This is a genomic window from Brachybacterium sp. GU-2 (genome assembly GCF_030866705.2).
GTDB lineage: Bacteria > Actinomycetota > Actinomycetes > Actinomycetales > Dermabacteraceae > Brachybacterium > Brachybacterium conglomeratum.
In genome coordinates, this window is sequence record NZ_CP133037.2 from 792896 (window position 1) to 817033 (window position 24138).

The 24138-nt window shown below is 70.8% G+C and carries 21 protein-coding genes and 2 pseudogenes; 12 read left to right on the top strand and 11 right to left on the bottom strand.

The features are described 5' to 3' along the window. Positions 1 to 35 precede the first annotated feature (35 nt). The 4 genes and pseudogenes from RBL05_RS03715 to RBL05_RS03730 all read left to right on the top strand — a co-directional run bounded on the left by RBL05_RS03715 (position 36) and on the right by RBL05_RS03730 (position 3564). Entirely contained in the window at positions 36 to 506 is a 471-nt protein-coding gene (locus tag RBL05_RS03715; protein ID WP_231882187.1) for a hypothetical protein, read from the top strand. Beyond that, positions 503 to 2288: pseudogene (locus tag RBL05_RS03720) on the top strand (TraM recognition domain-containing protein). The gene RBL05_RS03715 and the pseudogene RBL05_RS03720 overlap by 4 nt, the downstream one beginning before the upstream one ends. An 81-nt stretch (positions 2289 to 2369) precedes the next feature. Then, complete coding sequence (locus RBL05_RS03725) at positions 2370 to 2939, top strand: single-stranded DNA-binding protein (protein WP_006213381.1); 570 nt, start codon at positions 2370 to 2372, stop codon at positions 2937 to 2939. A 19-nt stretch (positions 2940 to 2958) separates the two neighbouring features. Next, positions 2959 to 3564: a hypothetical protein gene (locus RBL05_RS03730; protein WP_006213382.1), complete on the top strand. Its 606-nt coding sequence runs from the start codon at positions 2959 to 2961 to the stop codon at positions 3562 to 3564. Positions 3565 to 3669: 105 nt separating this feature from the next. Here the strand turns inward: RBL05_RS03730 and RBL05_RS03735 are convergent, their stop codons facing one another. Continuing rightward, on the bottom strand, positions 3670 to 5139 hold the full coding sequence (locus RBL05_RS03735; protein WP_051990376.1) for a recombinase family protein: 1470 nt from the start codon (positions 5137 to 5139) through the stop codon (positions 3670 to 3672). A 128-nt stretch (positions 5140 to 5267) separates the two neighbouring features. Here RBL05_RS03735 and RBL05_RS03740 point away from each other — a divergent pair, with 128 nt between their 5' ends. Then, positions 5268 to 5816 carry a hypothetical protein gene (locus RBL05_RS03740; protein WP_308740589.1) on the top strand — a complete coding sequence of 183 codons (549 nt, stop codon included), beginning with the start codon at positions 5268 to 5270 and terminating at the stop codon, positions 5814 to 5816. 78 nt (positions 5817 to 5894) lie between these two features. Here RBL05_RS03740 and RBL05_RS03745 read toward each other — a convergent pair whose 3' ends face one another. The 4 genes from RBL05_RS03745 to RBL05_RS03760 form a co-directional block, all read right to left on the bottom strand. After that, entirely contained in the window at positions 5895 to 7685 is a 1791-nt protein-coding gene (locus RBL05_RS03745) for an HNH endonuclease signature motif containing protein (protein WP_308740588.1), read from the bottom strand. 401 nt (positions 7686 to 8086) lie between these two features. Next, on the bottom strand, positions 8087 to 9013 hold the full coding sequence (locus tag RBL05_RS03750; RefSeq protein ID WP_308740587.1) for a 4-(cytidine 5'-diphospho)-2-C-methyl-D-erythritol kinase: 927 nt from the start codon (positions 9011 to 9013) through the stop codon (positions 8087 to 8089). Then, positions 9010 to 9987, bottom strand: coding sequence for a 16S rRNA (adenine(1518)-N(6)/adenine(1519)-N(6))-dimethyltransferase RsmA (gene rsmA, locus RBL05_RS03755; protein ID WP_308740586.1), 978 nt, complete (start codon positions 9985 to 9987; stop codon positions 9010 to 9012). Before rsmA ends, RBL05_RS03750 begins: the two co-directional genes overlap by 4 nt. Beyond that, complete coding sequence (locus tag RBL05_RS03760) at positions 9984 to 10955, bottom strand: TatD family hydrolase (protein ID WP_308740585.1); 972 nt, start codon at positions 10953 to 10955, stop codon at positions 9984 to 9986. Before RBL05_RS03760 ends, rsmA begins: the two co-directional genes overlap by 4 nt. Before the next feature lie 326 nt (positions 10956 to 11281). Here RBL05_RS03760 and rpmF point away from each other — a divergent pair, with 326 nt between their 5' ends. Next, complete coding sequence (rpmF, locus tag RBL05_RS03765; RefSeq protein WP_010551080.1) at positions 11282 to 11452, top strand: 50S ribosomal protein L32; 171 nt, start codon at positions 11282 to 11284, stop codon at positions 11450 to 11452. Between the two features lie 131 nt (positions 11453 to 11583). Here rpmF and rsmI read toward each other — a convergent pair whose 3' ends face one another. Continuing rightward, positions 11584 to 12429, bottom strand: coding sequence for a 16S rRNA (cytidine(1402)-2'-O)-methyltransferase (gene rsmI, locus RBL05_RS03770; RefSeq protein ID WP_308740584.1), 846 nt, complete (start codon positions 12427 to 12429; stop codon positions 11584 to 11586). Positions 12430 to 12525: 96 nt separating this feature from the next. Between rsmI and RBL05_RS03775 the strand changes: the two genes are divergently transcribed. After that, on the top strand, positions 12526 to 14148 hold the full coding sequence (locus RBL05_RS03775; RefSeq protein ID WP_308740583.1) for a dolichyl-phosphate-mannose--protein mannosyltransferase: 1623 nt from the start codon (positions 12526 to 12528) through the stop codon (positions 14146 to 14148). Between the two features lie 83 nt (positions 14149 to 14231). After that, positions 14232 to 16360, top strand: a pseudogene (gene malQ, locus RBL05_RS03780) (4-alpha-glucanotransferase). 92 nt (positions 16361 to 16452) lie between these two features. On the opposite strand, the gene RBL05_RS03785 reads toward malQ, so the two are convergent. The 4 genes from RBL05_RS03785 to RBL05_RS03800 form a co-directional block, all read right to left on the bottom strand. After that, positions 16453 to 16926, bottom strand: coding sequence for an S-ribosylhomocysteine lyase (locus tag RBL05_RS03785; RefSeq protein WP_308740581.1), 474 nt, complete (start codon positions 16924 to 16926; stop codon positions 16453 to 16455). 118 nt (positions 16927 to 17044) lie between these two features. After that, positions 17045 to 17599, bottom strand: coding sequence for a LysR substrate-binding domain-containing protein (locus tag RBL05_RS03790; RefSeq protein ID WP_308740580.1), 555 nt, complete (start codon positions 17597 to 17599; stop codon positions 17045 to 17047). A gap of 9 nt (positions 17600 to 17608) precedes the next feature. Next, positions 17609 to 18454, bottom strand: coding sequence for an alpha/beta fold hydrolase (locus RBL05_RS03795; protein ID WP_308740579.1), 846 nt, complete (start codon positions 18452 to 18454; stop codon positions 17609 to 17611). After that, positions 18451 to 19161, bottom strand: a complete 711-nt coding sequence (locus tag RBL05_RS03800; protein WP_308740578.1) for an alpha/beta fold hydrolase — start codon at positions 19159 to 19161, stop codon at positions 18451 to 18453. The genes RBL05_RS03795 and RBL05_RS03800 overlap by 4 nt, the downstream gene beginning before the upstream one ends. Here RBL05_RS03800 and RBL05_RS03805 point away from each other — a divergent pair. From RBL05_RS03805 to RBL05_RS03820, 4 genes are all read left to right on the top strand, one after another. Next, positions 19135 to 20706 carry a S1 family peptidase gene (locus RBL05_RS03805; protein ID WP_308740577.1) on the top strand — a complete coding sequence of 524 codons (1572 nt, stop codon included), beginning with the start codon at positions 19135 to 19137 and terminating at the stop codon, positions 20704 to 20706. The genes RBL05_RS03800 and RBL05_RS03805 overlap by 27 nt on opposite strands. 13 nt (positions 20707 to 20719) lie before the next feature. Then, the gene (locus RBL05_RS03810; RefSeq protein ID WP_308740576.1) at positions 20720 to 21070 is read left to right on the top strand and encodes a hypothetical protein; all 351 of its coding nucleotides are present in this window, start codon (positions 20720 to 20722) and stop codon (positions 21068 to 21070) included. Positions 21071 to 21165: 95 nt separating this feature from the next. Further along, positions 21166 to 21915 carry a Mur ligase family protein gene (locus RBL05_RS03815; RefSeq protein ID WP_318604079.1) on the top strand — a complete coding sequence of 250 codons (750 nt, stop codon included), beginning with the start codon at positions 21166 to 21168 and terminating at the stop codon, positions 21913 to 21915. Next, positions 21912 to 22313: a glutamate ligase domain-containing protein gene (locus tag RBL05_RS03820; protein ID WP_318604080.1), complete on the top strand. Its 402-nt coding sequence runs from the start codon at positions 21912 to 21914 to the stop codon at positions 22311 to 22313. The genes RBL05_RS03815 and RBL05_RS03820 overlap by 4 nt, the downstream gene beginning before the upstream one ends. Before the next feature lie 195 nt (positions 22314 to 22508). Here the strand turns inward: RBL05_RS03820 and RBL05_RS03825 are convergent, their stop codons facing one another. Then, a complete protein-coding gene (locus RBL05_RS03825) occupies positions 22509 to 23822 on the bottom strand; it encodes a hypothetical protein (RefSeq protein WP_308740574.1) in 1314 nt (437 codons plus the stop codon). Positions 23823 to 24138: the final 316 nt, after the last annotated feature.

The window sequence follows — 24138 nt, forward strand, 5'->3', positions numbered from 1 at the left end:
GACATGCGAATCTCCCTGAGCCGGTGCCGGTGTCGATGCGCACCGTGATCCTCGATATCCACGCCGACGGGTCGATGACCGTGATGATCGACGGCACCGTGTATCCGCCCGACGACGACCAGCGGCCGTGGTCGCGGGCCGCGTTCCCGCAGATCATCGACCACGCCAGCCAGGAGCGTGCGGTGCCGGTGCGGGTGGAGGTGCACGAGGCCGACGGCACGAGCTTCACCGAACTCGTCGCCGCACAACCACGCCGCGCCGACCCTGCACCCGAGCCGGCCCCAAAGACGAGACGGCCCAAGGCGGTGCCGGCGCTGATCGAGGTCACCGGGGAGGGGTTCGTCGCCGGGGAGGACATCGCCTGCACCGTGCTCGTCTCCGACACCGACGCGGCCGGCGACGGCACTGCACGGGGGCTGCTCGATCCGCGACGGGTCGGGGATGCCGGAGAGGTGCTGCTGGTCGGGCGCGTCTCCGGCACGGTCGTGGCGCGCAGGCTGCGATGAGCGTCCCGCAGGGCCGCCAGAGCGGCAGCTTCGGCGACGAGCTGACCAACGCCGCGATGATCGGGCTGGTCGGACTGTTCGGCCTCGCCCTGATCCTGCGCGGCGCCGGATCGGTGGCCGCGTTCCTCACCGGCACCGACCAGCCCGCCGCTGGGCCCGCCTCCGGCATCTCGGTGCTGTTCCGGCCCGGTGATCCTGCCGCCGCGCTCGACGCGCCAGGGATGAGCGCGGTCGCCTACTGGGCCGTGACCGTCGTGCTGCTGGCCGGGCTGGTCGCCGGCGGCTGCTGGGTGTGGACGCGGCTGCGCCGTCACGCCCGCAAGACCGAGGTCGACCCGCACACAACCGCCGGAGTCGCGACCCGCCACGAGGTGGCCACGGTCGCCTCACCTACGGCGCTGCTCACCCGCGCCGGGAACTTGCGACCCTCTCTCTCCAAGCCGACCCCGGCGGATGTCGGCTACCGACTCGGGATGTGCCGGGGCAGGGAGGTGTGGGCCAGCGTCGAGGACTCGATCCTGCTCATCGGACCACCCCGCTCCGGCAAGGGCCTGCACGTGGTAATCCCCGCGATCCTCGACGCGCCGGGGGCGGTGATCGCCACCAGCACCCGCCCGGACAACCTCACCGCGACCCTGCGCGCGAGAGAAGCACGGCCCGGTCGCAGTGTTCGACCCCCAGCACCTGGCCGAGGGCGTCCCGGCGGGGATGCGCTGGTCGCCCGTGCGTGGCTGCGCCGACCCTCTCACCGCGATGATCCGCGCTACCGGCCTCGCCTCGGCCACCGGCCTGTCTGCCGGCGGGGTGGAGTCTGGCGGATTCTGGGAAGGCAAGACGAGGACTGCGCTGCAGGCTCTGCTGCACGCCGCTGCTCTTGATGGGCGTTCCCCGGCGGAGCTGTTCCGCTGGACCCTGGACCCCTCGGCTGCGGCGGAGGCCGTCGCGATCCTCACCAACAGCCCGGACGCGGCCACGGGGTGGGCGGACTCGCTGGAATCCATGATCGACGCCGACCCCAGGACCCGCGATTCGATCTGGCAGGGCGTCTCTCTGGCCCTCGGTGCTCTCGCTGACCCGCGGGTGCTCGATGCCGTCAGCCCCGGCCCCGGGGAGGAGTTCGACCCCGAAGCGTTCATCCGTGATCGGGGCACCCTGTTCCTCCTCGCGACCGGTGCTGGAGCCGGAGCCTCCGCAGCACTGGTCGCCGCGTTGGTGGAGGATCTCGTGGAGACCGCCCGGCGGATCGCGGCACGCTCACCCGGAGCCCGTCTCGACCCGCCACTGCTGCTGGCGTTGGATGAGATCGGCAACCTCGCCCCGCTGCCGTCGTTGCCGACGCTGATGGCCGAGGGCGGTGGCACCGGAATCACCTGTTTGCCCGTGCTCCAGTCTCTCGCGCAGGCGCGCGACAAGTGGTCGGAGAACCAGGCCGGCGCGATCTGGGACGCCTCCATCGTGAAGATTCTTCTCGGCGGGGCTTCGAACAGCAAAGACCTTCAAGACCTGTCCACGTTGATCGGTGAACGTGATGAGTACACCGACTCGATCACCCTCGGTGATCACGGCACTCGCCAGAACCAGCGCTCCGTGCGCAGGGTCGCGATCTTCCCGCCCGACCGGTTGCGGACCCTCCCGTTCGGCACCGCGGTGACCCTGCTGCGTGCGGCCCCGCCGATCGTCACCGATCTGCGCGCCTGGCCCGCTCGCGCCGACGCCGACCAGCTCAAGACCGACCGGGCCGAGATCGAGGCGCTGCTGCGCCGCCCCGACCCGCCTCGGTAGGTCCGGGACAGCTCGTGTGCACCTGCCTGTCACGACGGCCGCCACGACAGGTGGCCGCATCAGGAAGACAGGAGCAGCACGATGGCCGAGCACGAGAACCCAGGAACCGGCCCCGAGACCCAGCCCGAGCAGGGCGCGGATGTCCGCGAGTCCTTCAAGGGACGCATCAAGTCCGAGCCGACGCTGGGCACCACTCAGAAGGGCAAAGCGGCGTTCTACGCGAAGGTCGAGCAGCGTCATTGGGACTACGAGGACGACGGCACCTACACCCGTCTGCCGAACACCTACCACGACCTCGTCGCCTACAAGGGCGTCGCCGTGCGCGCCTACAAGCAACTCGCCAAGAACGACTTCTTCATCGCCGAGGGGCGCATGGAGGACTACCAGTCCAAGAGCACCGGCGAGACGAAGCAGCGGTTCGTCGCGACCGCGCTCGGTCACGACATGGCCCGCACCACCTACGAGGTCGACCGCACCCCGCGCCGCGAACAGGCCCAGCGACCCACCGTCGAACGTGACGCAGCCCAGCAGTCCGCCGGTTCCGGCGTTCCCGAGCAGCCGGAACGGCAGGTGGCGCAGCAGCAGACGCCTGCCGCGTTCGCCGCGCCCGAGTACCGGCCCGACCGGCAGTCGCCGGACATGGGCCTGTGAGCACCGAGGAGTCCCGATCATGACCGACGACCGCGACCACGAGACCCCCGGTGAGCCCGCCGTGGAGGAGCTGCCCGAGGACGAGCTCGACCTCGACGACGAGGGGATGCTCGAAGACGAGGACGAGGAGGACCCCGGCCCGCCGCACCCAGTGAACTGGTACCTGCTGCGCGCCGACGAACTCGAAAAGGAGTGGTACGCCCTGAACCGGTGGGTCGAGACGACACGCCGCACCTACGGGCTGCCCGCCAGCGTCATCCCACCGTTCTGGCACCGCCACGACGAACTCGTCTGGGAGCTCTCAGCGCTGCATCTGCACTGGCTGTGTGCCTACCACCCCGAGCAGAACGGCAGTGCCCCGTTCGGGTGGCATCGCGACTTCGCCGACGCCCGCGCCAGGCTGCGCGAATGGGTCGCCGCCTCCGGTACCCGCCTGGACCGCGACCGGCCAACCAGGCAGACGACCTGGCCCGGCGAGGACCCCGCCGACCCGGTCGAGGACGTGTTCGTCGCCGACCGCGATGCCGACTTCGTCGAGTACGTCGCCGCACGAGTCGCCGAACGCCGCGCCGCCGAGGACGCCTTCTTCGCAGGCGCCGATCCGCGCACCGGGGAACTGCGATGAGTACCGCAGCTCAGCAGACGAGCGCCGAGCTCTCGCGGCTCCAGGAGCTGGGGCGAGAGCTCGGCGCGTCGTTCCTACCGCCGACTGACCGTCAGGGCGCAGCGGTCAGGACGATTCTGGTCGCCTCCATTGATATGTCTCGGGAACCGAGAACCGAGGAGTGATCTTGATCCGTGCCGGATCAAAGCGGCCCCCCATGGTCTTGGCCTTCTCGATCCGGATGTCGAGCAGCATCTTGAGCATGCGGCGCTTCTCGACCAGGTCGAGAGCTTCCCATGCGGCATCCAGATCCTTCGTCTGGATCAGTGCGAGGAGTTGCCTGTCGGCGACCGGGGGAACGGCGGCTTTCGCGGCACGTTCGATCTCGGGCTTGAGGCGTTCCTCGACATCGGCCAGCATCGTCATGCTGATCCGGCCCTGTGCATACTCGCCCGCTGCGTCGGCGAGGCGCCTGCGCAGTGCTGCGACATGGTCCTGGGCTTCGCGGACCCGCTCGTTCCAGTTGTCGTCCGGGCCCAGAATGACCGCTAGGCTCTCAGGCTTGGACAGCCAACCAAGTAGTGCGCCGGTGACGTAAGCGTCCGTGTAGGGAATGTCGATACTGACCTTCCGGCACCCCACTTTCCCGCAGATGTAGTTGTCGCGAGGCATCCCAGTCCGCTTGCGATCCACGGCACCATGAATGCGCACCAAGGGGTGCGAACAGAAGCCGCACCTGGCAATGAATGACAGCAGCCACCTGGGGTGACTATGGTTGCCTTCCTCCACGTACCGAGTACGGCGAGCCCGGTCCGCAAGGATCTGGTTGACCTTCTCCCACTTTTCGACCGGAACGATCGCCGGCCAGTCCGCTTCACCGATGACCTCGCCCTGATACATGCGCAGGCCCGCAATCGTTGGACTCTTGATGAGTTGGCGCAGGGTTGAGCTCATCCAACCTCGCGACTGGTCGGACGTCGGCTTCATCGGGGTCGGCACCCCCGCGCGATTCAGGCGAGTCACGATGTTGTTGATCGAGACCCCGTCCAGAATCTCATCGACGGCCGTGATGATGATCGAGGCCTTTCCCGGGTCGATCTCCTGACGAACCAGCGCACGCGTCTGCTCGTCATACACCCTGCGGTACCCGTAGGGGAGCCGACCGTGTGGGCGACCCTTCTGCGCGTTGAGCCGCACGGTGCGCAGCTGCCGGTCCCGGATCACCGCGGCGTCCTTCTCCGCAGTGAGGAACTCCAGCCCCATCATGAAGCTGTCGTCATGGCGGGAAAAGTCATAGACCCGGCCCTTCGTCAGGTAGAGCACACCGGCTTCCTGACAAGCCGCACGCAGTTGCACGTACGCCAGTAGCTCACGTCCGGCGCGGGAGGGCTCCCACGTCACGAACGCGTCATACTTCTTGGAGGCGATCAGGTGGAGAGCCTCCTCGAACCCCTCACGCTCGCGGGTGCGCCACTTCGATGCAGATCGATTGGCATCGGTGATGACCCTGCCGACATTCCACGTCTGCTGCGCGCACCAGGCGCGGCAGTCCGTCTCCTGATCGTCGGTCGAGCGCATGAGGTAGTGACGATCCATCGAGGCTCGCGTGTATATGAGAGCCTTGATCTCGGAAGCCGGTGGTCGGGTGGGTAGTCGAGTCTCCATGACAGACAGGTGCTCCTCTTGCATCTGCCATCTAGCTGCTGGGTGAGCCGACCAACGACATGGACACGGACATGCTCGCGGCGATGGAGGACCTGCTGGACACCTGGCCCGGGCCGCTGCTGGTGGTCTCGCACGACCGCTACCTGCTCGAGCGCATCACGGACACGCAGTACGCGGTGCTGGACGGCACGGTGCGCCACGTGCCGGGCGGTGTGGAGCAGTACCTGGAGCTGCGCGCCGCGAGCGAGAAGGCCGCGGGGGCGGGTTCGGCGGCGACGGGCGGGGGGTCCGGCGCGGGCTCCTCCGGCGCTGCCGGCTCCGGGTCCGGGGCGGGCGGCGCAGGGACCCCCGGGTCGGGGGGCAGCTCCGCGGGTGCTCCTGCCCTCTCCGGCGCCGAGGCGCATGCGGCGCAGAAGGAGCTCGGCGCGATCGAGCGGCGGATGCAGAAGCTCGAGAAGCAGACGGAGTCCTTGCACGCGAAGCTCGCCGGGCACGACCAGTCGGACTACCAGGGGCTGCAGGAGATCACCGCGCAGCTGCAGGAGGTCGGGCGGGAGAACGAGGAGCTCGAGGAGCGCTGGCTGGAGCTGTCCGAGCAGCTCGGCTGAGCGTCGACGCCCGGCTGAGGTCGGCCGGCGCACGGCACTCGGGATCCTCGATTCCCGGATCTGCTCATCGCCTCCCGACTATCTCCCCCGACTGCCGCGTCGCACGATCCAGTCACCCGGGTAGCCCGGGAGACGGTGGATCCGGTGCGGATCCGGGATGTCCGTGAGCCGCAGGCGCAGATCCGTGAGCGCGCGCTGCAGGGTCATCAGCTCGCCGGGCTCGTCGTGCCCCAGCGGCAGTCTCTCGCGCCCACTGCTCCCAGGGGTGATCGCGTCGCATCGGCGGTCCGCGCGCTCGCCGGTCGTGCGGTGCTCCGCCATCCGTTCCCTCGCCGCATGCTCTGCCGTCGCGGGGCTTCTCGGAACATCGGTGTCGGATGCGCGGCTCGCGGATGCGCATCGTCGTCGGTAGGTGCCGAGCGGATCGAGGTTGATCGCCCCGCGGGTCGCGCTGCGGCCGTGGCGGGTGGTCCAGCGTACGGTGCGGCGTTCGCCGTCCTCGTCGCGGACCACGCGTGCCGTCTCCCCGGCGAGCTCCTTCTGGTTGCATGCGGCGCAGAGCCCGTTCCCGTTGTCGAGGGACGTCGCCCCGCCCTGCGACCAGGGCGTGATGTGGTCGATCTGCCGTATCGGAGCGTCACAGTGGGGGCCGCGGCAGGTCTGGTGGGCGAGGGTGAGGAACCTGGTCAGCGCTGCGGGGAACGCCCGCGACCGTGATTCCACCGCGACCAGGTCGCCGTGGTCGAGGTCGGCGTAGAGCTGACGGATCGTGAGGGCGAGGTCGGTGTCCTCCTCGGCCTGGGCCGCGCGGAGCATCTCCTCGCGCACGTGGTCGTAGGGGACGGTCCCGAATCCTTCGACCAGGGCGGCATCGGCGTGCGCGGGGGCGAGGAGGGAGCGGTCGGTGATGACGATCCCGATGTCGAGCGTCGTGGGGTCGATGCCGTCGCCGCGGCCGATCAGCGCATCGGCGAAGAGGTCGGCCATGATCTGCTGGTGGCCGCGCCGGTCGCCCTGGGCGCGGGCGTTCTCGGCCGCGACGTCGAGTCCCTTGCGGATCCGAGCGCCGTCGATGCCGGGGACGAGGGCGGTGATCCGCGCCATCCCGTGGTCGGTGCGCCGCACCGTCACGTGCCGCTCCCGCTTCGCGGCCTGGTGGCGCGCGGCGGCACCGGCAGGGTCGAGGGCGTGGAGGATCCTCGCCGCCTCGTCGCCCCACTGCTGAGGCCCGCACCCTTCGAGCTCGGCGAGCCGGGAGGTGAGGATCATATCGACCTGTCGACGCTGCTCCGGGGTCGCCGGGCCGAGGACCGAGCCGACCTTGTGGGCGGACTGCGGGAGCATGCGCGCGGAGGACAGCGCCGAGATCATCCCGGGCATGCTGCCGACGAGCCGGCGGGAGGTCGCGAGTGTGCGCCCTGCGACCGCGCGGGAGGACTTCAGCGCCCGCGACGCTTCGGCACGGGCCACCAGCGCGGCCTGCCTGGGGCTCTCCTCCCGCCGGACGCAGTCCGCCTTCACCGCGTCCTCGAGGTGCACCACTGTCCGCGCGCGCAGCGCCTCGAGCGCTCCTTCCAGGCCGACGATGGTCTCGAGGAGCGTCATCGTCCCGTCGATGTCCAGCGAGTCCAGGGGCGCGGAGCCCCGCGAACCGAGCTCGGCGAGGATCTCGCGGGTGGCGAGGAGGTCGAGCTCGCCGATGGTCAGCTGCTCGGCGTCGACCTGGATCGGGCGGTCCGCACGAGGAGGGAGTTCGCCGGCCGGATCTCCGGACGGGCGGAAGTGCTCCCCGGACGGGGGGCCGTGATGACCGGAGGCGCCGGCGGCACCTTCGGGTACATCGCGCTCGTTCGAGGATTCCTTCGACATGCCTCTATTTTCGCACAGCCATTCGAGAACGAGAAGACCCACATTGCAGCTACCGGTCAGGAACTTCATAGTGTGGATAAATAGGTCGCGGGGAGGAGAGGTCGGCGTTTGCGGCAAGGAGCCGCACCAGCACCCGTCCGCCGACCTGCAGGCCCGCATCCATCCCGGGCCTCAACTGCGCGTTCGAATCCACGGCGGAATGTCAAGCAGGGTCGATTCCTGTGGATAGCTCGCATGCCGTCCACGATCGGACGCGCCGAATTGTGGACAGCGCACTGTGGAAAACCAATATGTGGGGAGGAACCCTCGACACGACACGGTGGATGACTCCGGTTCGTGGAGGAACCGTCCATGCCGCACCGGGACGGGGCCGCGCCCGGAGGGGCGGGCCGCAGCCCGGCTCAGCACTCCTCGAGCACGCTCGCGCCGGGCGCCGAGCCCCGCGCGATCAGGCAGGACTCCACCAGCTTGCCCTCCGTCAGGCCTGCCGCGATGGTGCGCGCGGCGGCCTCGTCCTCGACCAGCGCGGCGACCGTCGGTCCGGAGCCGCTGACGATCGCGCCGATCGCGCCGAGCCGCTCGGCGGCCTCGACGACCTCCTCGAGCCGGGGATGCAGGGCGAACGCCGCGGCCTGGAGGTCGTTGTGGAGGGTGTCGGCGAGCAGCTCGAGGTTGCCGCCGCTGAGCGCCTGGAGCTGTCGCTCGTCGATCTCGGGTCGCTCCGGCGGCACTCGCCCGCCCGCGAGCACGAGCTCGTCGAAGCGCCGGAAGACCTCCGGGGTGGAGAGGTGCCCGCCGGGGACGGCGAGCAGCCAGGTCCATTCGCCGTGGGTGAGCACCGTGGTGAGGTCCGCACCGTTGCCGCGCCCGAGCGCGGTGTGGCCGAGCATCGAGAAAGGCACGTCGGCGCCGAGCCGTGCCCCGAGCGTGCGCAGCGCCTCGGCGCCGAGACCCAGCCCCCACAGCCGGTCCAGCGCCACGAGCACCGCCGCCGCATCGGCCGAGCCGCCCGCCATGCCGCCGGCGACGGGGACCTGCTTGCGGACGTGGAGCGCCGCCGCGTCCCGCACGCCGCACTCGGTGCGCAGCAGCTCGGCGGCGCGCAGGGCGAGGTTGGTGCCGTCCAGCGGCACCTCCCCGGGCACCTCGGAGGTGATCTCGAGGCTCATCTCGTCGGCGCGGGTCGCCGTGACGGTCTCGTAGAGGTCGACCGCCTGGAACACCGTCGCGAGCGCGTGGTAGCCGCGGCCGTCCACGCCGCCGACGTGCAGGGACAGGTTGATCTTGCCGGGGGCGCGCACGACCACCCGTTCGAGGGCGCCGCTCACCCCTCGGCTCCCGTCGCGTCGTCCTCGGGCGCGGAGCGCCCCGTCCCCTCGCCCGCCTCGGCGTCGCCCTCGGCCTGCTCGGCAGCGGCGTGCGCGATGGCGCGGAACTGCTCGATCTCGAGGGTCTCTCCTCGAGCCGACGGGTCGATCCCGGCGGCGCGGAGGATCTCCTCGGCGCGTGCCGCGGCGCCCGCCCAGCCGGCGAGCGCGGCGCGCAGGGTCTTGCGGCGCTGGGCGAAGGCCGCATCGATCACGGCGAAGACCTGCTCCCGCTCCGCCGCGGTGCCGAGCGGCTCCTCGTGGCGGACCAGCTGCACCAGGGCGGAGTCGACGTTGGGGACGGGCCAGAAGATCTGGCGTGAGATCCGTCCGGCCTGGACGGCGCGGCCGTACCAGGCGGCCTTCACGCTCGGACCGCCGTAGGTGCGGGAGCCGGGTCCGGCGGTGAGACGGTCGACGACCTCGGACTGGACCATGACCAGCGCCGAGCGGAGCGAGTCGAAGCGCTCCAGCATGGTCAGCAGGATGGGGGTGGCGACGTTGTAGGGCAGGTTCGCGACCAGCATCGTCGGCTCCCCCGCGCGGGGCAGTGCGGGCAGCTCGGTGACCTGGAGAGCGTCGGCGTGGACGAGGCGGAAGCGCTCCTCCTCGACGCCGCGGGCGCGCAGGGTGAGAGGGAGCAGCTCGGCGAGCCCGCGGTCGAGCTCGACGGCGACGACGTCCGCCTGCGCCTCGAGCAGGCCGAGCGTGAGGGACCCCAGACCCGGCCCGACCTCGAGCACGGCCTGGCCGGGCTCGACGCCGGCGCGTCCGACGATGGTGCGCACCGTGTTGAGGTCCATCACGAAGTTCTGGCCGCGCTGCTTCGAGGGGCGGATCCCTGCGGCCTCGGCGAGCTCGCGGATGTCGCGGTGGGTCAGCAGCAGGCCGGCGCCGTCCTGCTCGCCCCCGCGCCCCTGCTCCCCCGTGCTCATGCCGCGGCCGTCTCGGGCCAGCCGTACACGTCCTGGGTGGTGACCCGCACCGCGCGGCAGGCCTCCTCGAGGGAGGCACCGGTGGTCTCCGCGATCGTCGCCATGGTCAGCGGGATCAGGTACGAGGAGTTCGGCCGGCCGCGATAGGGCACGGGGGTGAGGAAGGGCGCGTCGGTCTCGACCATGACCTGTCCGAGGCCCACCTCGGCGAGCGCGGCGCGGAGGTCGGTCGCGTTCTTGAAGGTGACGGTGCCCGCGAAGGAGAGGTACCAGCCGCGGTCCGCGCACTCGCGCGCGAACTCCGCGTCGCCGGAGAAGCAGTGGAAGACGGTCCGCTCGGGGGCGCCGTCGGCCTCGAGGATCTCGAGCACGTCGCGGTGCGCGTCGCGGTCGTGGATCTGGAGCGGGAGGTCGAGCTCCTTGGCGAGCGCGATGTGGGCGCGGAAGGAGGAGATCTGCGCCTCGCGGGCCTGCTCGTCCTTGCGGGAGGTGCGGAACCAGTCCAGGCCCGTCTCCCCGACCACGACCATTCCGGGCCCGCGCAGCAGCTCCGAGACCTCGGCGATCGCGGCGTCGAGGCCGACGATCCCGCGCCCTTCGTGGTCGTGGCCGCGGGCGTGCAGCGCCGCCTCGTTGGGGTGCACGGCGACGCCGCCGCGCAGGGTCGGCGGGCAGTCCGGGGCGGCCAGCAGCGCCGCGGTCCAGCGCACCGCCTCGATGTCGGAGCCGATCGTGATCTGCGCGTCGATGCCGGCGGCGGCGGCGCGGTCCACGTGGTCCTGGACGCTGAGCTGCGTGTCGCCGTCGGCGAAGTCGAGGTGGCAGTGGTTGTCGATCACCGGGGACGGCAGCGGCTCGGGCGCGGGCGGCCAGGAGCGGTCGCGCTTCTTCCCGCGCGGATCGATGTCCTCGCGGTCGCGCACCGGCGGGAGCGCGGAGGCGGGGGTGTTCTCGTGCGGTGACGGCATGCGACCATCGTAGGAGGGTCGCCGCACTGCTCCGCACCGTGTCCTCGGGAGCGCCCCCGCGGCCTGAGTGGCCGACGGCCATCGCTCTGCCGCGCAGTGCCGCAGAGGCGCCCGACTGGCCGTGTCCTGCACCGCCGGTGTGCTACCTCACGGAGCGCGAGGGCGCGGAATCGATGCGGATGTGGCAGGATGGGTCGTCGTTGCGCGCCCTTTCGTGCACCCGAGCGCCCCGATCGTCGTGTCCCCGGACACTGCAGCGGGTTCGGGTCGCTGCTCGGGACGGACGCCAACGCCGTTCATCCTCCGGACCGTCCAAGGAGCGTCCCATGGCAGTGCCCAAGTTCAAGATGTCCCGTGCGCGCACGCACTCCCGCCGCTCGCAGTGGAAGGCGAACAACGCCGACCTCGTGCAGGTGACGGTCCGCGGCCGCACCGCCAACGTCCCGCGCCGCCTCGCGAAGGCCTACCAGCGCGGCCTCCTCCAGATCGAGGACTGATCTCGCGCGGGCACGGCCCGCACGCAGGACCTTCGAGAACGCCCCCGGCACCTGGCGCCGGGGGCGTTCTCGCATGCGGGGCCCGCACGCCACGGGGCGCTCACACCCCCGGCGCCCCATCGCCGGCGTCCTCACCGCCGACGGGCGGCGAGCGCGAGGTCGTACAGCTCGCTCGCGCCGACGCCCTCGTGGGCCCGGGCGATCTCCTTCGCCGCGTCCTTGAGCCGCTCCCCCGCCGCCGCCCGCTCGAGCACCTCGTCGACGAGGTCCTCGGCGGAGGCGAGGACCGGCTCGGCCCCGGCGATGACGATCACGATCTCGCCGAGGACCTCGGTGCCCTCCGCCCAACGGACCAGCTCGGCGAGGGTGCCGCGCAGGATCTCCTCGTGCGTCTTGGTCAGCTCGCGGGCCACGGCCGCGCGTCGGCCCTCGCCGAAGGCCTCCGCCATCGCGGCGAGGGTCGCGGCGGTGCGCCGCGGCGATTCGAAGAAGACCATGGTGCGGCGTTCGCCCGCGAGCGGCTCGAGGGCGCTCGCGCGCCGGCCCCCGCGCCGGGGCGGGAAGCCCTCGAAGGTGAAGCGGTCCGGGGCGATCCCCGAGGCGGCGAGCGCGGTGAGCACGGCCGACGGGCCGGGGATCACCGTGACGGGCAGCCCCTCCTCCGCGGCGGCGCGCACGGCCTCGAAGCCGGGATCGGAGACCACCGGCATCCCGGCATCGGTGACCACGAGGACCCGCTGCCCGGCGCGGACCGCCTCGAGCAGCGTCGCGGTCCGCTCGGCCTCGTTGTGCTCGTGGTAGGAGAGGATCCTCGCGCCCGTGGAGACCTCGAGGTCGGTCATCAGCCGGTGCAGGCGCCGGGTGTCCTCGGCGGCGATGAGGTCCGCGGAGCCGAGCGCCCGCAGCAGGCGCACCGAGGCGTCCAGGGGGTTCCCGATCGGGGTGGCGGCGAGGGTGAGGACTCCGGGCTCGAGCATCCCGCCATGCTAGTGCCGTCGGTGCCGGTCCCCACGACGCCGTAGGGCTCCGCGTGCTGTCCGTGGCGCGGCCTGCCGATCACCTAGCATGACCGGGTGCGCACCGAGCTGTCCGAGGAGGAGTCCGCGGCGGGGGCCCGTCGTCGTGCGGCCGTCGAGGACGAGCCGGGCGCGCTGCTGGCCTCCTACCGTCGGCGTCTGCGCGCCGTCGACCTGCCGGTCTCGCGGATGGCCTGGGCCGGGGCGATGGCAGTGTTCGGCCTCGCGCTCGTGCTGCGGCTGTGGGGGCTGGGCTCCATCGGGGAGCTGATCTTCGACGAGACCTACTACGTCAAGGACGGCTACGCGCTCACGCAGACCGGCGTGGAGATGGACTGGCCCGAGGAGCCCGACGCGGCCTTCGAGGCCGGGGATGTCGACTCCTATGAGGAGACCGGCTCGTACGTGGTCCATCCGCCGCTCGGGAAGTGGCTGATCGGCGCGGGCATGACGCTGCTGGGGGCGGACAGCCCCTGGGGCTGGCGGATCTCCTCCGCCGTGCTCGGCTCCCTCGCGGTGCTGATGCTGACCTTCATCGCGCGGCGGCTGTTCCGCTCCACCACCGCGGGCCTCATCGCGGGGCTCCTGTTCGCCGTGGACGGGATGGCGCTGGTCCATGCGCGCACGAGCCTGCTGGACCCCTTCTTGATGGTGTTCGTGCTCGCCGCCTTCGGTGCGCTGCTCATCGACCGCGACCGGTTCCGGGAGCATCTCGCGCTGACCGCCGCCCGGATGCAGCTGGCCTCCGAGGCGCCGCCGCCGCTCGGGGCCTCGGGCGGGCTGCGGCCCTGGCGGATCCTGGCCGGGGCGCTGCTCGGCGCGGCCTGCGCGGTGAAGTGGTCGGGGCTGTACTTCGTGGCGGTCTTCGGGATCATGACCGTGCTGTGGGACTGGTGGGCGCGCCGCAGGATCGCCCAGCCCCGCTGGTTCCTCGTCGGGCTGGTGAAGGACGCGATCCCCGCGTTCTTCGCGGTGGTCGGCACGGCGCTGCTGACCTACCTCGTCTCCTGGGCCGGCTGGTTCGCCTCCTCGGTCGGGTACAACCGCCATCTCGCGGTCGACGAGGGCGTCGCCACCGGGTTCGGTCCGCTCGATGCGCTGATCTCGCTGTGGCTGTACCACCGCCAGGCCTACGACTTCCACGTCGGCCTCGACTCCGAGCACCCCTATCAGGCGCACCCGGCGGGCTGGCTGCTGCAGCTGCGACCGACGAACTTCTACTACCGCTCCTACGACTACGGGGAGAACGGCTGCGAGGTCGCCAAGTGCGGCGCGCACATCCTCGACGTCGGCAATCCGCTGATCTGGTGGCTGGGAGCGCTGGCGATCCTCGTCGCCGTGGTGCTCGGGATCGTGCATCGCGACGGGCGGGCGTGGGCGTCGCTGTCGGGGATCGTCGCCGGCTACCTGCCGTGGCTGCTGTACACCGACCGCACCATCTTCACCTTCTACGCGATCGCCTTCGAGCCGTGGCTGATCCTGTGCCTGACCTACATGCTCAGCCTCGTGATCGGTCCGCCCGGCGCGGAGCGGGAGCGGCGCCTGGCGGGCGGGCTGTTCGTCGGCTCGCTGCTGGTGCTCATCGTGATGGTCTCGGCGTTCTTCTGGCCGGTGTGGACCGGGCAGGTGCTGGACGTGGAGCAGTGGCAGTACCGGATGTGGCTGCCGTCCTGGACCTGACGGACCGCGGGCGCGCCGGCGTCCCGTGCGGCAACCCCGCAGTCCGGTGCATCACGGCCCCTGACCGCCGCTACGATGACGCCATGGCCTCGGACTCTTCAGCGCTGCGAGCTCTCGCCCACGACCTCGGTGTCAGCACCCGGTACTGGGGGTGGGACGGCACAGAGAAGGATGTCGCGGACTCCACCCTGCACGCGATCCTCGCCGCGCTCGGCTCTCCGGTCGCCTCCGACGGGGACATCGCCGCCGTCCGCGCCCGCCGCGAGCGCGCCCCGTGGGAGCGCACCCTCCCGCCCGTGACGGTGATGCGCGAGAACCGTTCCTCGAGCGTCCCCGTGCACGTCGAACACGGCACCCCCGTCACTGTGCACGTCCTGCTCGAGGAGGGCGGCCGGGTCGACCTCGTCCAGGGCGAGGACCACACCCCCGCCCACGACCTGGACGGCACGCTGCGCGGCCGCGCCCGCTTCCTGCTGCCGGAGGGGCTGCCGCTGGGCTGGCACCGGCTGGTCGCCGAGACCGCCGCCGGTCCCGCCGAGGCGGACCTCGTGGTCACCCCGGCACGGCTCACCGTCCACGAGCAGTACGCGGCCCGGCGCGCCTTCGGCGTCCAGGCGCAGCTGTACTCGGTCCGCTCGGAACGCTCCTGGGGCATCGGCGACCTCGCCGACATGCGCGACCTCGCCGCGATCACCGGAGCCCGCCACGGCGCGGACTTCCTGCTGGTGAACCCGCTGCACGCCTCCTACCCGACCCCGCCCGTGGAGCCCTCCCCCATCTCCCGGTCACCCGGCGCTTCACTGCCCCGCTGTACCTGCGGATCGAGGACGTGCCCGAGCACCGCTCCCTCACCGAGGTCGCCCGTCAGAAGGTCGAGCTGCTGCGCGGCACGGTCGAGGACCGCAACACGCGCGGGGACCGGCTCGAGCGCGACGCCGTGCTGGAGGCGAAGCTCGAGGCGCTCGAGGAGCTGTTCGCGGTGCCGCTGACGGCGGGCCGGGCCGCGCTGCTGGACGCCTACCGGGCGCGGGAGGGGCAGGGGCTCGAGGACTTCGCCCTGTGGTCCGCGATCGCGGAGTCGGTGCGCGGCACGGCCGACGAGGAACTGCTGCAGCACCTCGACGAGGCGACACTCGAGCGGGCCCGGACCGAGCTCGCCGACCGGATCGAGTTCCACGTCCGCGTGCAGTGGTGGCTGGACGAGCAGATGGCCGCCGCCCAGGCCGCCTCGCGCGAGGCCGGGATGCGGATCGGGATCATGCACGACCTCGCCGTCGGCGTGGAGCAGGTCGGCGCGGACTCCTGGGCGCTGCAGGACGTGCTCGCGCGCGGCGCGACCGTCGGCGCCCCCGCCGACCAGTACAACCAGCAGGGCCAGAACTGGTCCCAGCCGCCCTGGCACCCGGAGCGTCTGCGCGAGGCGTCCTACCGGCCGTGGCGGGACATGCTGCGCACACTCATGCGGCATGCCGGTGCGCTGCGCATCGACCACGTGCTGGGCCTGTTCCGGCTGTGGTGGATCCCCGAGGGGCACGAGGCGGCCGACGGCGCCTACGTCTCCTACGACCACGAGGCGATGATCGGAATCCTCGCGCTGGAGGCGCAGCGCTCGGGCACCCTCGTCGTCGGCGAGGACCTGGGCACCTTCGAGCCGTGGGTGCGCGACTACCTGGTGGACCGCGGGATCATGGGCACCTCGATCCTGTGGTTCGAGTACGACGGCGAGGGGAAGCCGCTGCGCGCCGAGGACTACCGCACCCTGTGCATGGCCTCTGTGAACACCCATGACCTGCCGCCGACGGCCGGCTATCTCGCCGGCGACCACGTCACCCTCCGCCACGAGCTCGGGCTGCTGGAGCGGCCGCTGGACGAGGAGCTCGCGGCCGACGCCGCCGGGCGCGAGGAGGTGCTGGACGTGCTGCGTGCCGAGGGGCTGCTGGCCCCGGGTCCGGCAGGCGACGTCGAGGAGACGGTGATCGCACTGCACCGGCACCTGGCCCGCACCCCGTCGATGCTGCTCGGGGTCTCGCTCGTGGACTGCGTGGGCGAGCGGCGGATCCAGAACCAGCCGGGCACCGACGAGGAGTACCCCAACTGGCGGATCCCGCTCGCGGACCCGGCCGGCCGGCCCGTCGGCCTCGACGAGATCGCGACCGATCCCCGCACCGCACGGCTGCTCGCCGCGGTGCGGGAGGGGATCGGCGGGCGCTGAGCCCGCTGTCCCCCGACCGCCGGGACGCTCGACGACGCAGCCCCGCCTCCCGTGATCGTGGGAGGCGGGGCTGCGTCGTCGGCGGGGCAGGCTCAGGAGGCGGTGACGGTGCCCCACTCCTCGCGCGCCTCGAGGAAGGCGCGGGCCGCGGCCTGGGCGCCCTCGAGGCTGTGGTGGGCGCCCCAGCCGCACTGGACCTCGTTCGCGGCGGGGACCTCGTCGGCCGCGAGCAGGTCGCGCAGGGTCGCCTCGAGGATCGGGGCGAAGCCGTCTGCGTCGTGGTCCCCCACCAGCAGCACGTAGAACCCGGTGCGGCAGCCCATCGGGGAGACGTCCAGGACGTCCCCGGAGTGGTTGCGCATGTGCTCGGCCATCATGTGCTCGAGGGAGTGGACCGTCTCGGACTCGAGATGGGCGAGGTTCGGCTGGGTGAAGCGGACGTCGAACTTGGTGAGCACGTCGCCGCCGGGCAGCTCCTTGCGGTCGGCGATGCGCAGGTAGGGCGCGGCGACGGTGCGGTGGTCGAGGTTGAAGCTCTCGACGTTCATACGGGGCTGATCGGTCATGGTTCTCCTCTGGTCGGGGGTGGGCGGAGGGGTCAGGGGCCGATGCGGCGGATGCGAGGTCCGCGCAGTCGGCGGGTGCGGAGGCGCGACGCGGGGGCTCTGCGCGGCTCGGGCGCGGTCAGCGGCTCGAGCGGGAGGTGCGGCCGCGGACCACGCCGACGAACTCCTGACGGATCTCGTCGTCGGACGCGCGCGGCCAGGCGAGCGCGATGCGGGTCGGTTCGCCGTCCCGCAGCGGGAGGGCGACGGCGTCCTTGCGACGGTGGAGGCGGGCGAGGGAGAGCGGGACCCGCGTGAAGCCGACTCCGCTCGCGGCCACGGCGATCCGCGAGGCGGCATCGTCGAGGTGCTCCTGCCGGATCTCGGTCTGCCCCTCGAGGTCGGCCTCGACGATGTCGTCGTGCAGGCTCAGCACGTCCTCGTCGCCGACGACCACGCAGGCCCGCTCCTCCCACAGCGCCACCCGGTGCAGCTGCTCGCCCGACTGCTCCGGCAGCGGGAGGCGCACGAAGCACATGTCGACCTCGCCGCCGATCAGCGCCTCCGTCTGGCGGGACAGCGGCACGGGGACGAGCTCGAGCCAGGCATCGCGGCGGCCGGACTTCCAGCGGCGCAGGAAGCGGTCGGGCTCGACGCCGGGCACGAAGCCGACGCGCAGGGTGGTGTGGTGCATGGGACCAGACTAGGGCCCGAGACGGTCCTGGGTCGTCCCGGGGCTCGTCAATCGTTCGGCGCGGGCGAGGACGCGCAGCAGGTCCGGGGTGAAGCGCTCGGCGCGGACGAGGTTCAGCATGTGGTTGCCGTAGGGCAGCAGCTCGAGCCGGCCCTGCGGGGCGGCGGCGGCGAACGAGCGCTCGTGCAGTCGCAGCTGCTCGAAGCGGCCGTGGAGGAAGGTCACCGGCACCGGGATGCGGGACAGCTCGCCGCGCAGGTCCAGGGAGGCGACGGCGGCGAAGGCGGGGGCGACCACGTCGATGTCGGCCCGACCGCCGCGCAGGTAGGCGCGGGCCCCGTCCCGGCCCAGCAGCCAGGTGAAGGGGAAGGCCTCGGAGCCGCTGCGCATCGCGGGCAGCAGGTCGGTGGCGGTGATCAGGCGGGCGTAGAGCCGGGCGGTGAGCGGGGTGGGCTGCACCGCGGCGCCGCAGGCGACGAGGGAGCCGAGGACGGGGGATGCACCGGCCCAGTCGGTGCCGGCGTCGGCCCGGTCCGCCGCGCCGAGCCGCGCCGCGGAGCGGATCGCGAGCATCCCGCCGAGCGAGCTGCCGACGAGGTGGACGGGCAGAGCGGTCGCCTCGTGCGCGGTGCGCGCCGCGCCCTCGATGACGGACTGCGCGGCCTCGAGGGTGAAGTTCTCGCCGCGGCGTGCGCCGTGCCCGGGCAGGTCCGGGGCGAGGACGTGGTGGCCGGCGGCGCGGAGCGCGGGCACCTGCGGGTCCCACTGGCTGTGGGAGGTGCGGGTGCCGTGCACGAGCACGACGGGCCAGGGACGTGCGGGCCCGGCGGGGCGGGTCGCGGCGGGGTCGCTCACGCCGGCACCGTCGCCGCCGCGCAGCGGTGCAGCACCTTCGCGAAGCGCTTGGGGCGGGAGAGGTTCGCGATGTGCCCGGCATCCTGGAGGATCACGAGCTCGCCGTCGCGGGCGGCTTCGACGAAGAGCGCCTCGTGGCGGCGGAAGGGGTCGTGCTCGCCGTTGACGAAGGTGATCGGCACGTCGATCGCGGCGACGTCGGCGAGCAGGTCGAGGGCGCCGATCGTGCGCACCACGGTGCGGATCACGCCGTGGGCGCGGCCGCCTCCGTAGTAGCGCTTCGCGGCCTTGCGGGTGTGGCGCCGGGCGAAGGAGCGGGCGACGCGGGCGTCGGAGTCGCCGGGCAGCCAGTCCTTCATCGTCATCCACAGCCCGTACATCCGCGCCATCGCGGGTCCGGGCACGATCGTGCAGTCCGCGGCGACCACGCCCGCGAGCCGGCCGGGGTTCGTGCCGGCGAAGTGGAGGGTGAGATAGCCGCCGAGCGAGAGGCCGACGAGCAGCGGCGGCTGCTGGCAGCGGGAGACGGCCTCGTCGATCGTGGCGAGCGCGGACTCGAGGGTGAAGGGCTCGCCGCGGCGGGCGCCGTGGCCGGGCAGGTCCGGGGCGATCACCTCGTAGCCGCGGTCGCTCAGACGGCGCACCTGGCCCTTCCACATGGTGCGCGAGGAGCGCACGGCGTGGATCAGCACGATGCTCCGAGTCACGGCGTCCTCTCCTGTGGCGTTCAGCTCCCCCAAGGGAGAGTACCGGGAGCCTGCTACCCACGGCTGCATCGCAGCCCGCGGACGACTCCCCGAAAGGATCTCGCCGGGACGGACAGCCCTCCGTCGCGCCCCTTCGCCGCCGCTGCGCCGGCGCACGTCGGAGGGCGATTCCGTTTCCTCCCGGTAAGCCCTATTCTCCCGATACGGGGCGAGGACGCCCCTTTCCAGGCGAAGGAGCCCACCATGCTGACCAGTGTGTTCGACCGTCTTCGTCCCGCTCTCGTGTGGTGTGCCGCCCTGGCCCTCTCGGGCTGCGTCTCCATCAATGTCCCGACCGCTGACCAGCCCCCTCCGGACGAGCCCGAGGTCGTCGCCGAGGACGCCGGTCAGGAGGGCGAGCTCTCGGACGAGCAGGAGCCGGAGAAGGGCCCTGAGGAAGACGCTGGTCCGGTCTCCGCCGACCCGGGCGATGCCGGATCGACACCGGAGCAGGACCCCGACGAGGACGCTGACGCCGACGCCTCCTCCAGCTGGGAGACCGTCACGAAGGAGACGAGCTCGGGAATCGCCCGCCTCACCGTGGTCGGCTGTGATCCGTCGGTGTACGGCTCCGGAAGCGGATTCCTCGTCGCCCCGGATCTCATGGTCACGGCGGCGCACGTGGTCGACGAGGCGATCACGACCACCGTCGCCGTCGACGGAGAGGTCCGGGACGCCATGACGCTCGGCATCGACGACGACGCCGACGTCGCCCTACTGCTACTGGACAGGCCCTTGGACGGGGCGCACGTCTTCTCCTGGCCGGAGGACGAGGTCGGCATCGGAACGGACATCGCGGCGCTCGGGTTCCCCTACGGCGGCGACCTGTCGATCAACAGCGGGACTCTCAGCAGCATCGAGCAACGCGAGGGCCTGGAGTGGGTACGGATCAGCGCGGACGTGAATCTGGGAAACAGCGGAGGGCCGGTCATCACTCGCTCGGGGGACGTCGTCGGCATCGTCAGCCACGGCTACCACGAGATCGACGGACGCCCGGCCAATGCCATGAGCTACGCCCTCTCCCATGCCACTGCGCGTCCGCTGGTCGACGAGTGGGCCCAGTCCCCCGGCCGACCGGCCACGCCGGAGTGCGTTACCGAGACGGATCCGTCCGAGGTGGCCGTCGACGGCGATGTCTCCGACCCCGAGGTCGCCTTCGCTTTGCTCACCCTTCTCGTGCACGGCGACGCCATCAACCAAGGCAGCTACGACAGCGCGTTCGCGATCTTCACACCCCGGATGCAGGAGGCCATGGGCGGCGTCGAGGCCTGGTCGAGCGGGTTGCACAGTTCGTACTGGACCGAGCTCACGCTGACCGACAGCACGGTCACGCAGGGCGGTGTCTCGCTACGGGTGGCGCTCCGCACCGAGCAGGCGCCGGAGGACGGCCCGGACGGCCAGTCCTGCAGCGACTGGGACCTCACCTACGATCTCGTCCGGGACGGAGACACGCAGGAGCTGCTCATCGACAAGGTGACCTCGCACAGCGACCCCGTCGGCTGCTGACTACTCTGGAGCGATGCCGAGCTACCGCCTCCATCTGCCGATCGGTGCGCTCCGCCCCGGCTCCTCCCCCGCCGACGTGCTCGAGCAGGCCGCGCTCGCGCTCGGCTCCCTCCACGCCGTGGAGCGGAAGGACGTCGAGGCGCCGCTCGTCGCGGGCCGGCGCATCGGCCGGTTGGTGCTGCGCTTCGGCGTGGATCCGAGCTCCCGGGCGGAGGAGGACGAGTCGGCACGGCGGGCCCTCGCGGCGGTGGCCCGGCATCTCGAGGAGACGGTGTGCGAGGTCGCTCCGGCGAGCGCCGTGGTGCTGAGCCGCGGTGCGGGCGGACGGTTCCGTCCGATCCCGCCCTCACGCTCCGGGGCCTGATGACGAGTGCCGGGCCTGGGACGGACCCTGGTCGTGTGGTGGGATGAGAGCGGTGCGCCGTCCGCGCGTGCTGCCGTCGTCCCAGGGGGAGAACGATGATCCAGCCCGTCACCGCACCCGTCGGCCGCCCGCTCGTCAGCGCAGTCACCGGCACCAACGGCAAGACCACCGTCGCGACCGCGACCCTGCAGCTGCTGCGCGCGGCGGGGCTGCGCGCGGCCGGCTGCGACTCGACCGGGATCGACGACGTGCACGGTGCGGTGAGGCCCGCGCAGTTCCGGCGCTCTGCGCAGTTCCTGCCGGACCTCATCGCCGAGCAGGTCGCGCTCGGTGCGGAGGCGATCTCGCTCGAGGCCTTCGTGGGGATCCTCAAGGACGGGCTGCTCGAGCACGTCGAGGTCGACGTGGCGGTGTGCACCGGGCTCGAGCGCGACCATCTCGACGTGCACGGCAGCCTCGAGGCGTACTGGGGCGCGAAGCTGCGGCTGTTCGAGGAGCACCTGCGGCCCGGCGGGGTGGCCGTGCTGGCCACGGACTGCGTGCAGGGGGATCTGGTGCGGGACGCCGTGGCGCGGCGCGGGGCGCGCCTGGCGACGGTCGGCCCCGGCGGGGACGTGGCGCTCGAGGAGGCCGAGGAGGTCGCCGTGGCCGACGGGACGGTGCGGCTAGAGGGGGTGCTGCGCGTGGGCTCGCAGCGTCTCCCGGTCGTGCTGCCGACGGTGCACGCGGTGGCGGTGACGAACCTGCTGCTGGCGGCGAGCGCGGTGATCGCCCTCGGTGCGGGGCCCGGGACGGTGGCCGAGGCGCTGGCCGGGGTGACTCCTCCCCGGGCCGGCTCGAGGTGATCGGGCGCCGCGGCGGCGTCACCGCGATGGTCGACACCGCGCACAACCCCGCGGCGCTGCGCACGGCGCTCACCGCAGTGCGGGCGCGGACCGAGGGCAGGGTGCTCCTGGTGGTCGGCGTCGGCGGGGAGCGCGACCGGGCCAAGCGCACCCCGATGGGCGAGATCGCGGCCGAGCTCGCGGAGCTCGTCGTCCTCGCCGACGACAACCCGCGCCGGGAGCCGCCCGTCCGGATCCGCGCCGAGGTGCGGGACGGCTGTCCGGACTCGATCCCCGGCCTGGCCGTCGCCCGCGAGAAGCCGATCGATTGTCGCCCGCGCAAGCTAAGGCGGCGCGATCCCGTTGTCGGCGGTTCGGGTCAGACGGGGCCTTTACGAGCCGCACTGAGCGGCACCTAGTAGCAGGCCCGAGGTTCGCGCCGTGCGCGCCCCCAAGTTACCAATTTGCCGAGTGGTCTCTACATTCTTCGCGGCAACCTTGGCCGGCCTTATTCAACACCTAGGAATTGCCGTATAATTTTCGATGGGAGCGCTGACGAAATCTGGTAACCAGCCAGGCAGAACGCAGCCCGATGGGAAGCGTGGGGACAGTACCTACACCAGTTCTCCCCACTCTTCCGCTTCGGCCTCCCTATCTTGCGCTGCCGATTCCTCAGCAGCCGCAAGTGCAGGGGCATTTACTTCGTCAAGTAGATCCTCCAAACCCCACGCTAGGTAGAAGGCGAAGAAGGGATCAGTGATGGTGAATGTTGATGTTGCGCCTGCGTCTCGATACTCCAATACCGGCTGCAGGTCAGCTTGCGCATATGGATCCATCCCCGCCTCCACTGCGTCCTGCAGAGCCTTGAGTGAAGGCAGCTTTTCGAGAAGTTTAGTGGCGGCAATAAGGGACATATTCTTAATTATGGCGGTCGGCACGGTCTTTGGTGGTGGAACTTGATCGACAACGTTCCCGATTGCGATTCTCAGCTCGTCTTTTGTAAGATCGAGCTTGGGCCCAGTACTTGCGACTGCAAGCAGCACCATTTGATACGCATCAACTTCCCCGCCGGACTTGATCGGTATTAACTTCCGGTCGCTACCTCGAGTCTCCGGACCCTTGGCAAGTTTTATTACCCATGCCTTAATGTCATCGAGAAGCTGCGCCTTGAAGAACGCCTCCCAATCATTCGGCCTTGATAGCGTTACTTTCCTAGGCTGCGCTCCAAGGATGCCGTTCGGTTCGCCGACGCACAGTTCGCGGCAGAGTTGCTGCATAAGTTGGGGGCTACCAAAGCTCTGCTCTGCGAGCTTGCCTGCTAGTTCACCGTCTATGTCATCTAGATTGAGTTTGGCAAATCCATCCTTTGCAATAGTAATAAGGTCCGGCGTTTCCCAGTATTCGACAGGCAGGGGTAGCATCCTGTCCCGCATGTCATTAAGACTCGTCAGCACATTAATTACGCGATTCCCAATGGAGATAAAGACCACTCGACGCCCGGGCGCATCCTTTGAGCCAAACACGAGCGGCTTGAGCGCTTTAATTATGTCCTCCTGCGCGCCGCGAGGTACAAAATGGATATCGTCGATCACAAGCGGTCGCTCAGTAGCGAGAAGCGCCTCCCTTGCGACAAGCTCGATCGGTCGATCGACCGCCACGCTGTATCCATTGCTAGTTGAGTCTTTATAGGTCGGATTTGTCGCAATATGCGTACCCGGTATACCCGCCTGGACGTTGATATTAACGCTAAGTTCATCGGAGTTGCTGTTGTCGCGCTTGATGTTGGTATAAAGGTTGAGCCGATCGCCGATACGCGCCCAAAGAACGTCAACGGAAGTCAATCCATGCCCATCAATCCAGATCGGATCGTATTGGCTCAGAAGGTTTTGCACGAGAACTGTCTTGCCGGTCTTGGAGGGCCCGTTCACAATTAGAATTTTACCGCGGTCCATCCACCACTTCTGAACGGCGGACTCTTCTTTCGTCCGTGGCCGATAGGTGTACCTTGGATATTGGCCGGGGTTAAAAACGTCGCTGGTCGAAAGCGGGTACGCTGCAGATGACTTTCGTATCATGCACGTGACTCTACCGTCACGCGACGCTCGCGGCGCGGGTTTGACAGATTTTGGTGCCGGCAGCGATGCTTCTGATGCCCAGACAGATGAGGGCGGTGCAGGGCTAGTACGATCAAGTTGCCAGACATTCCTCGAGCTGAGCGCTGAATCTGAATCGGCCCAGGTTCTC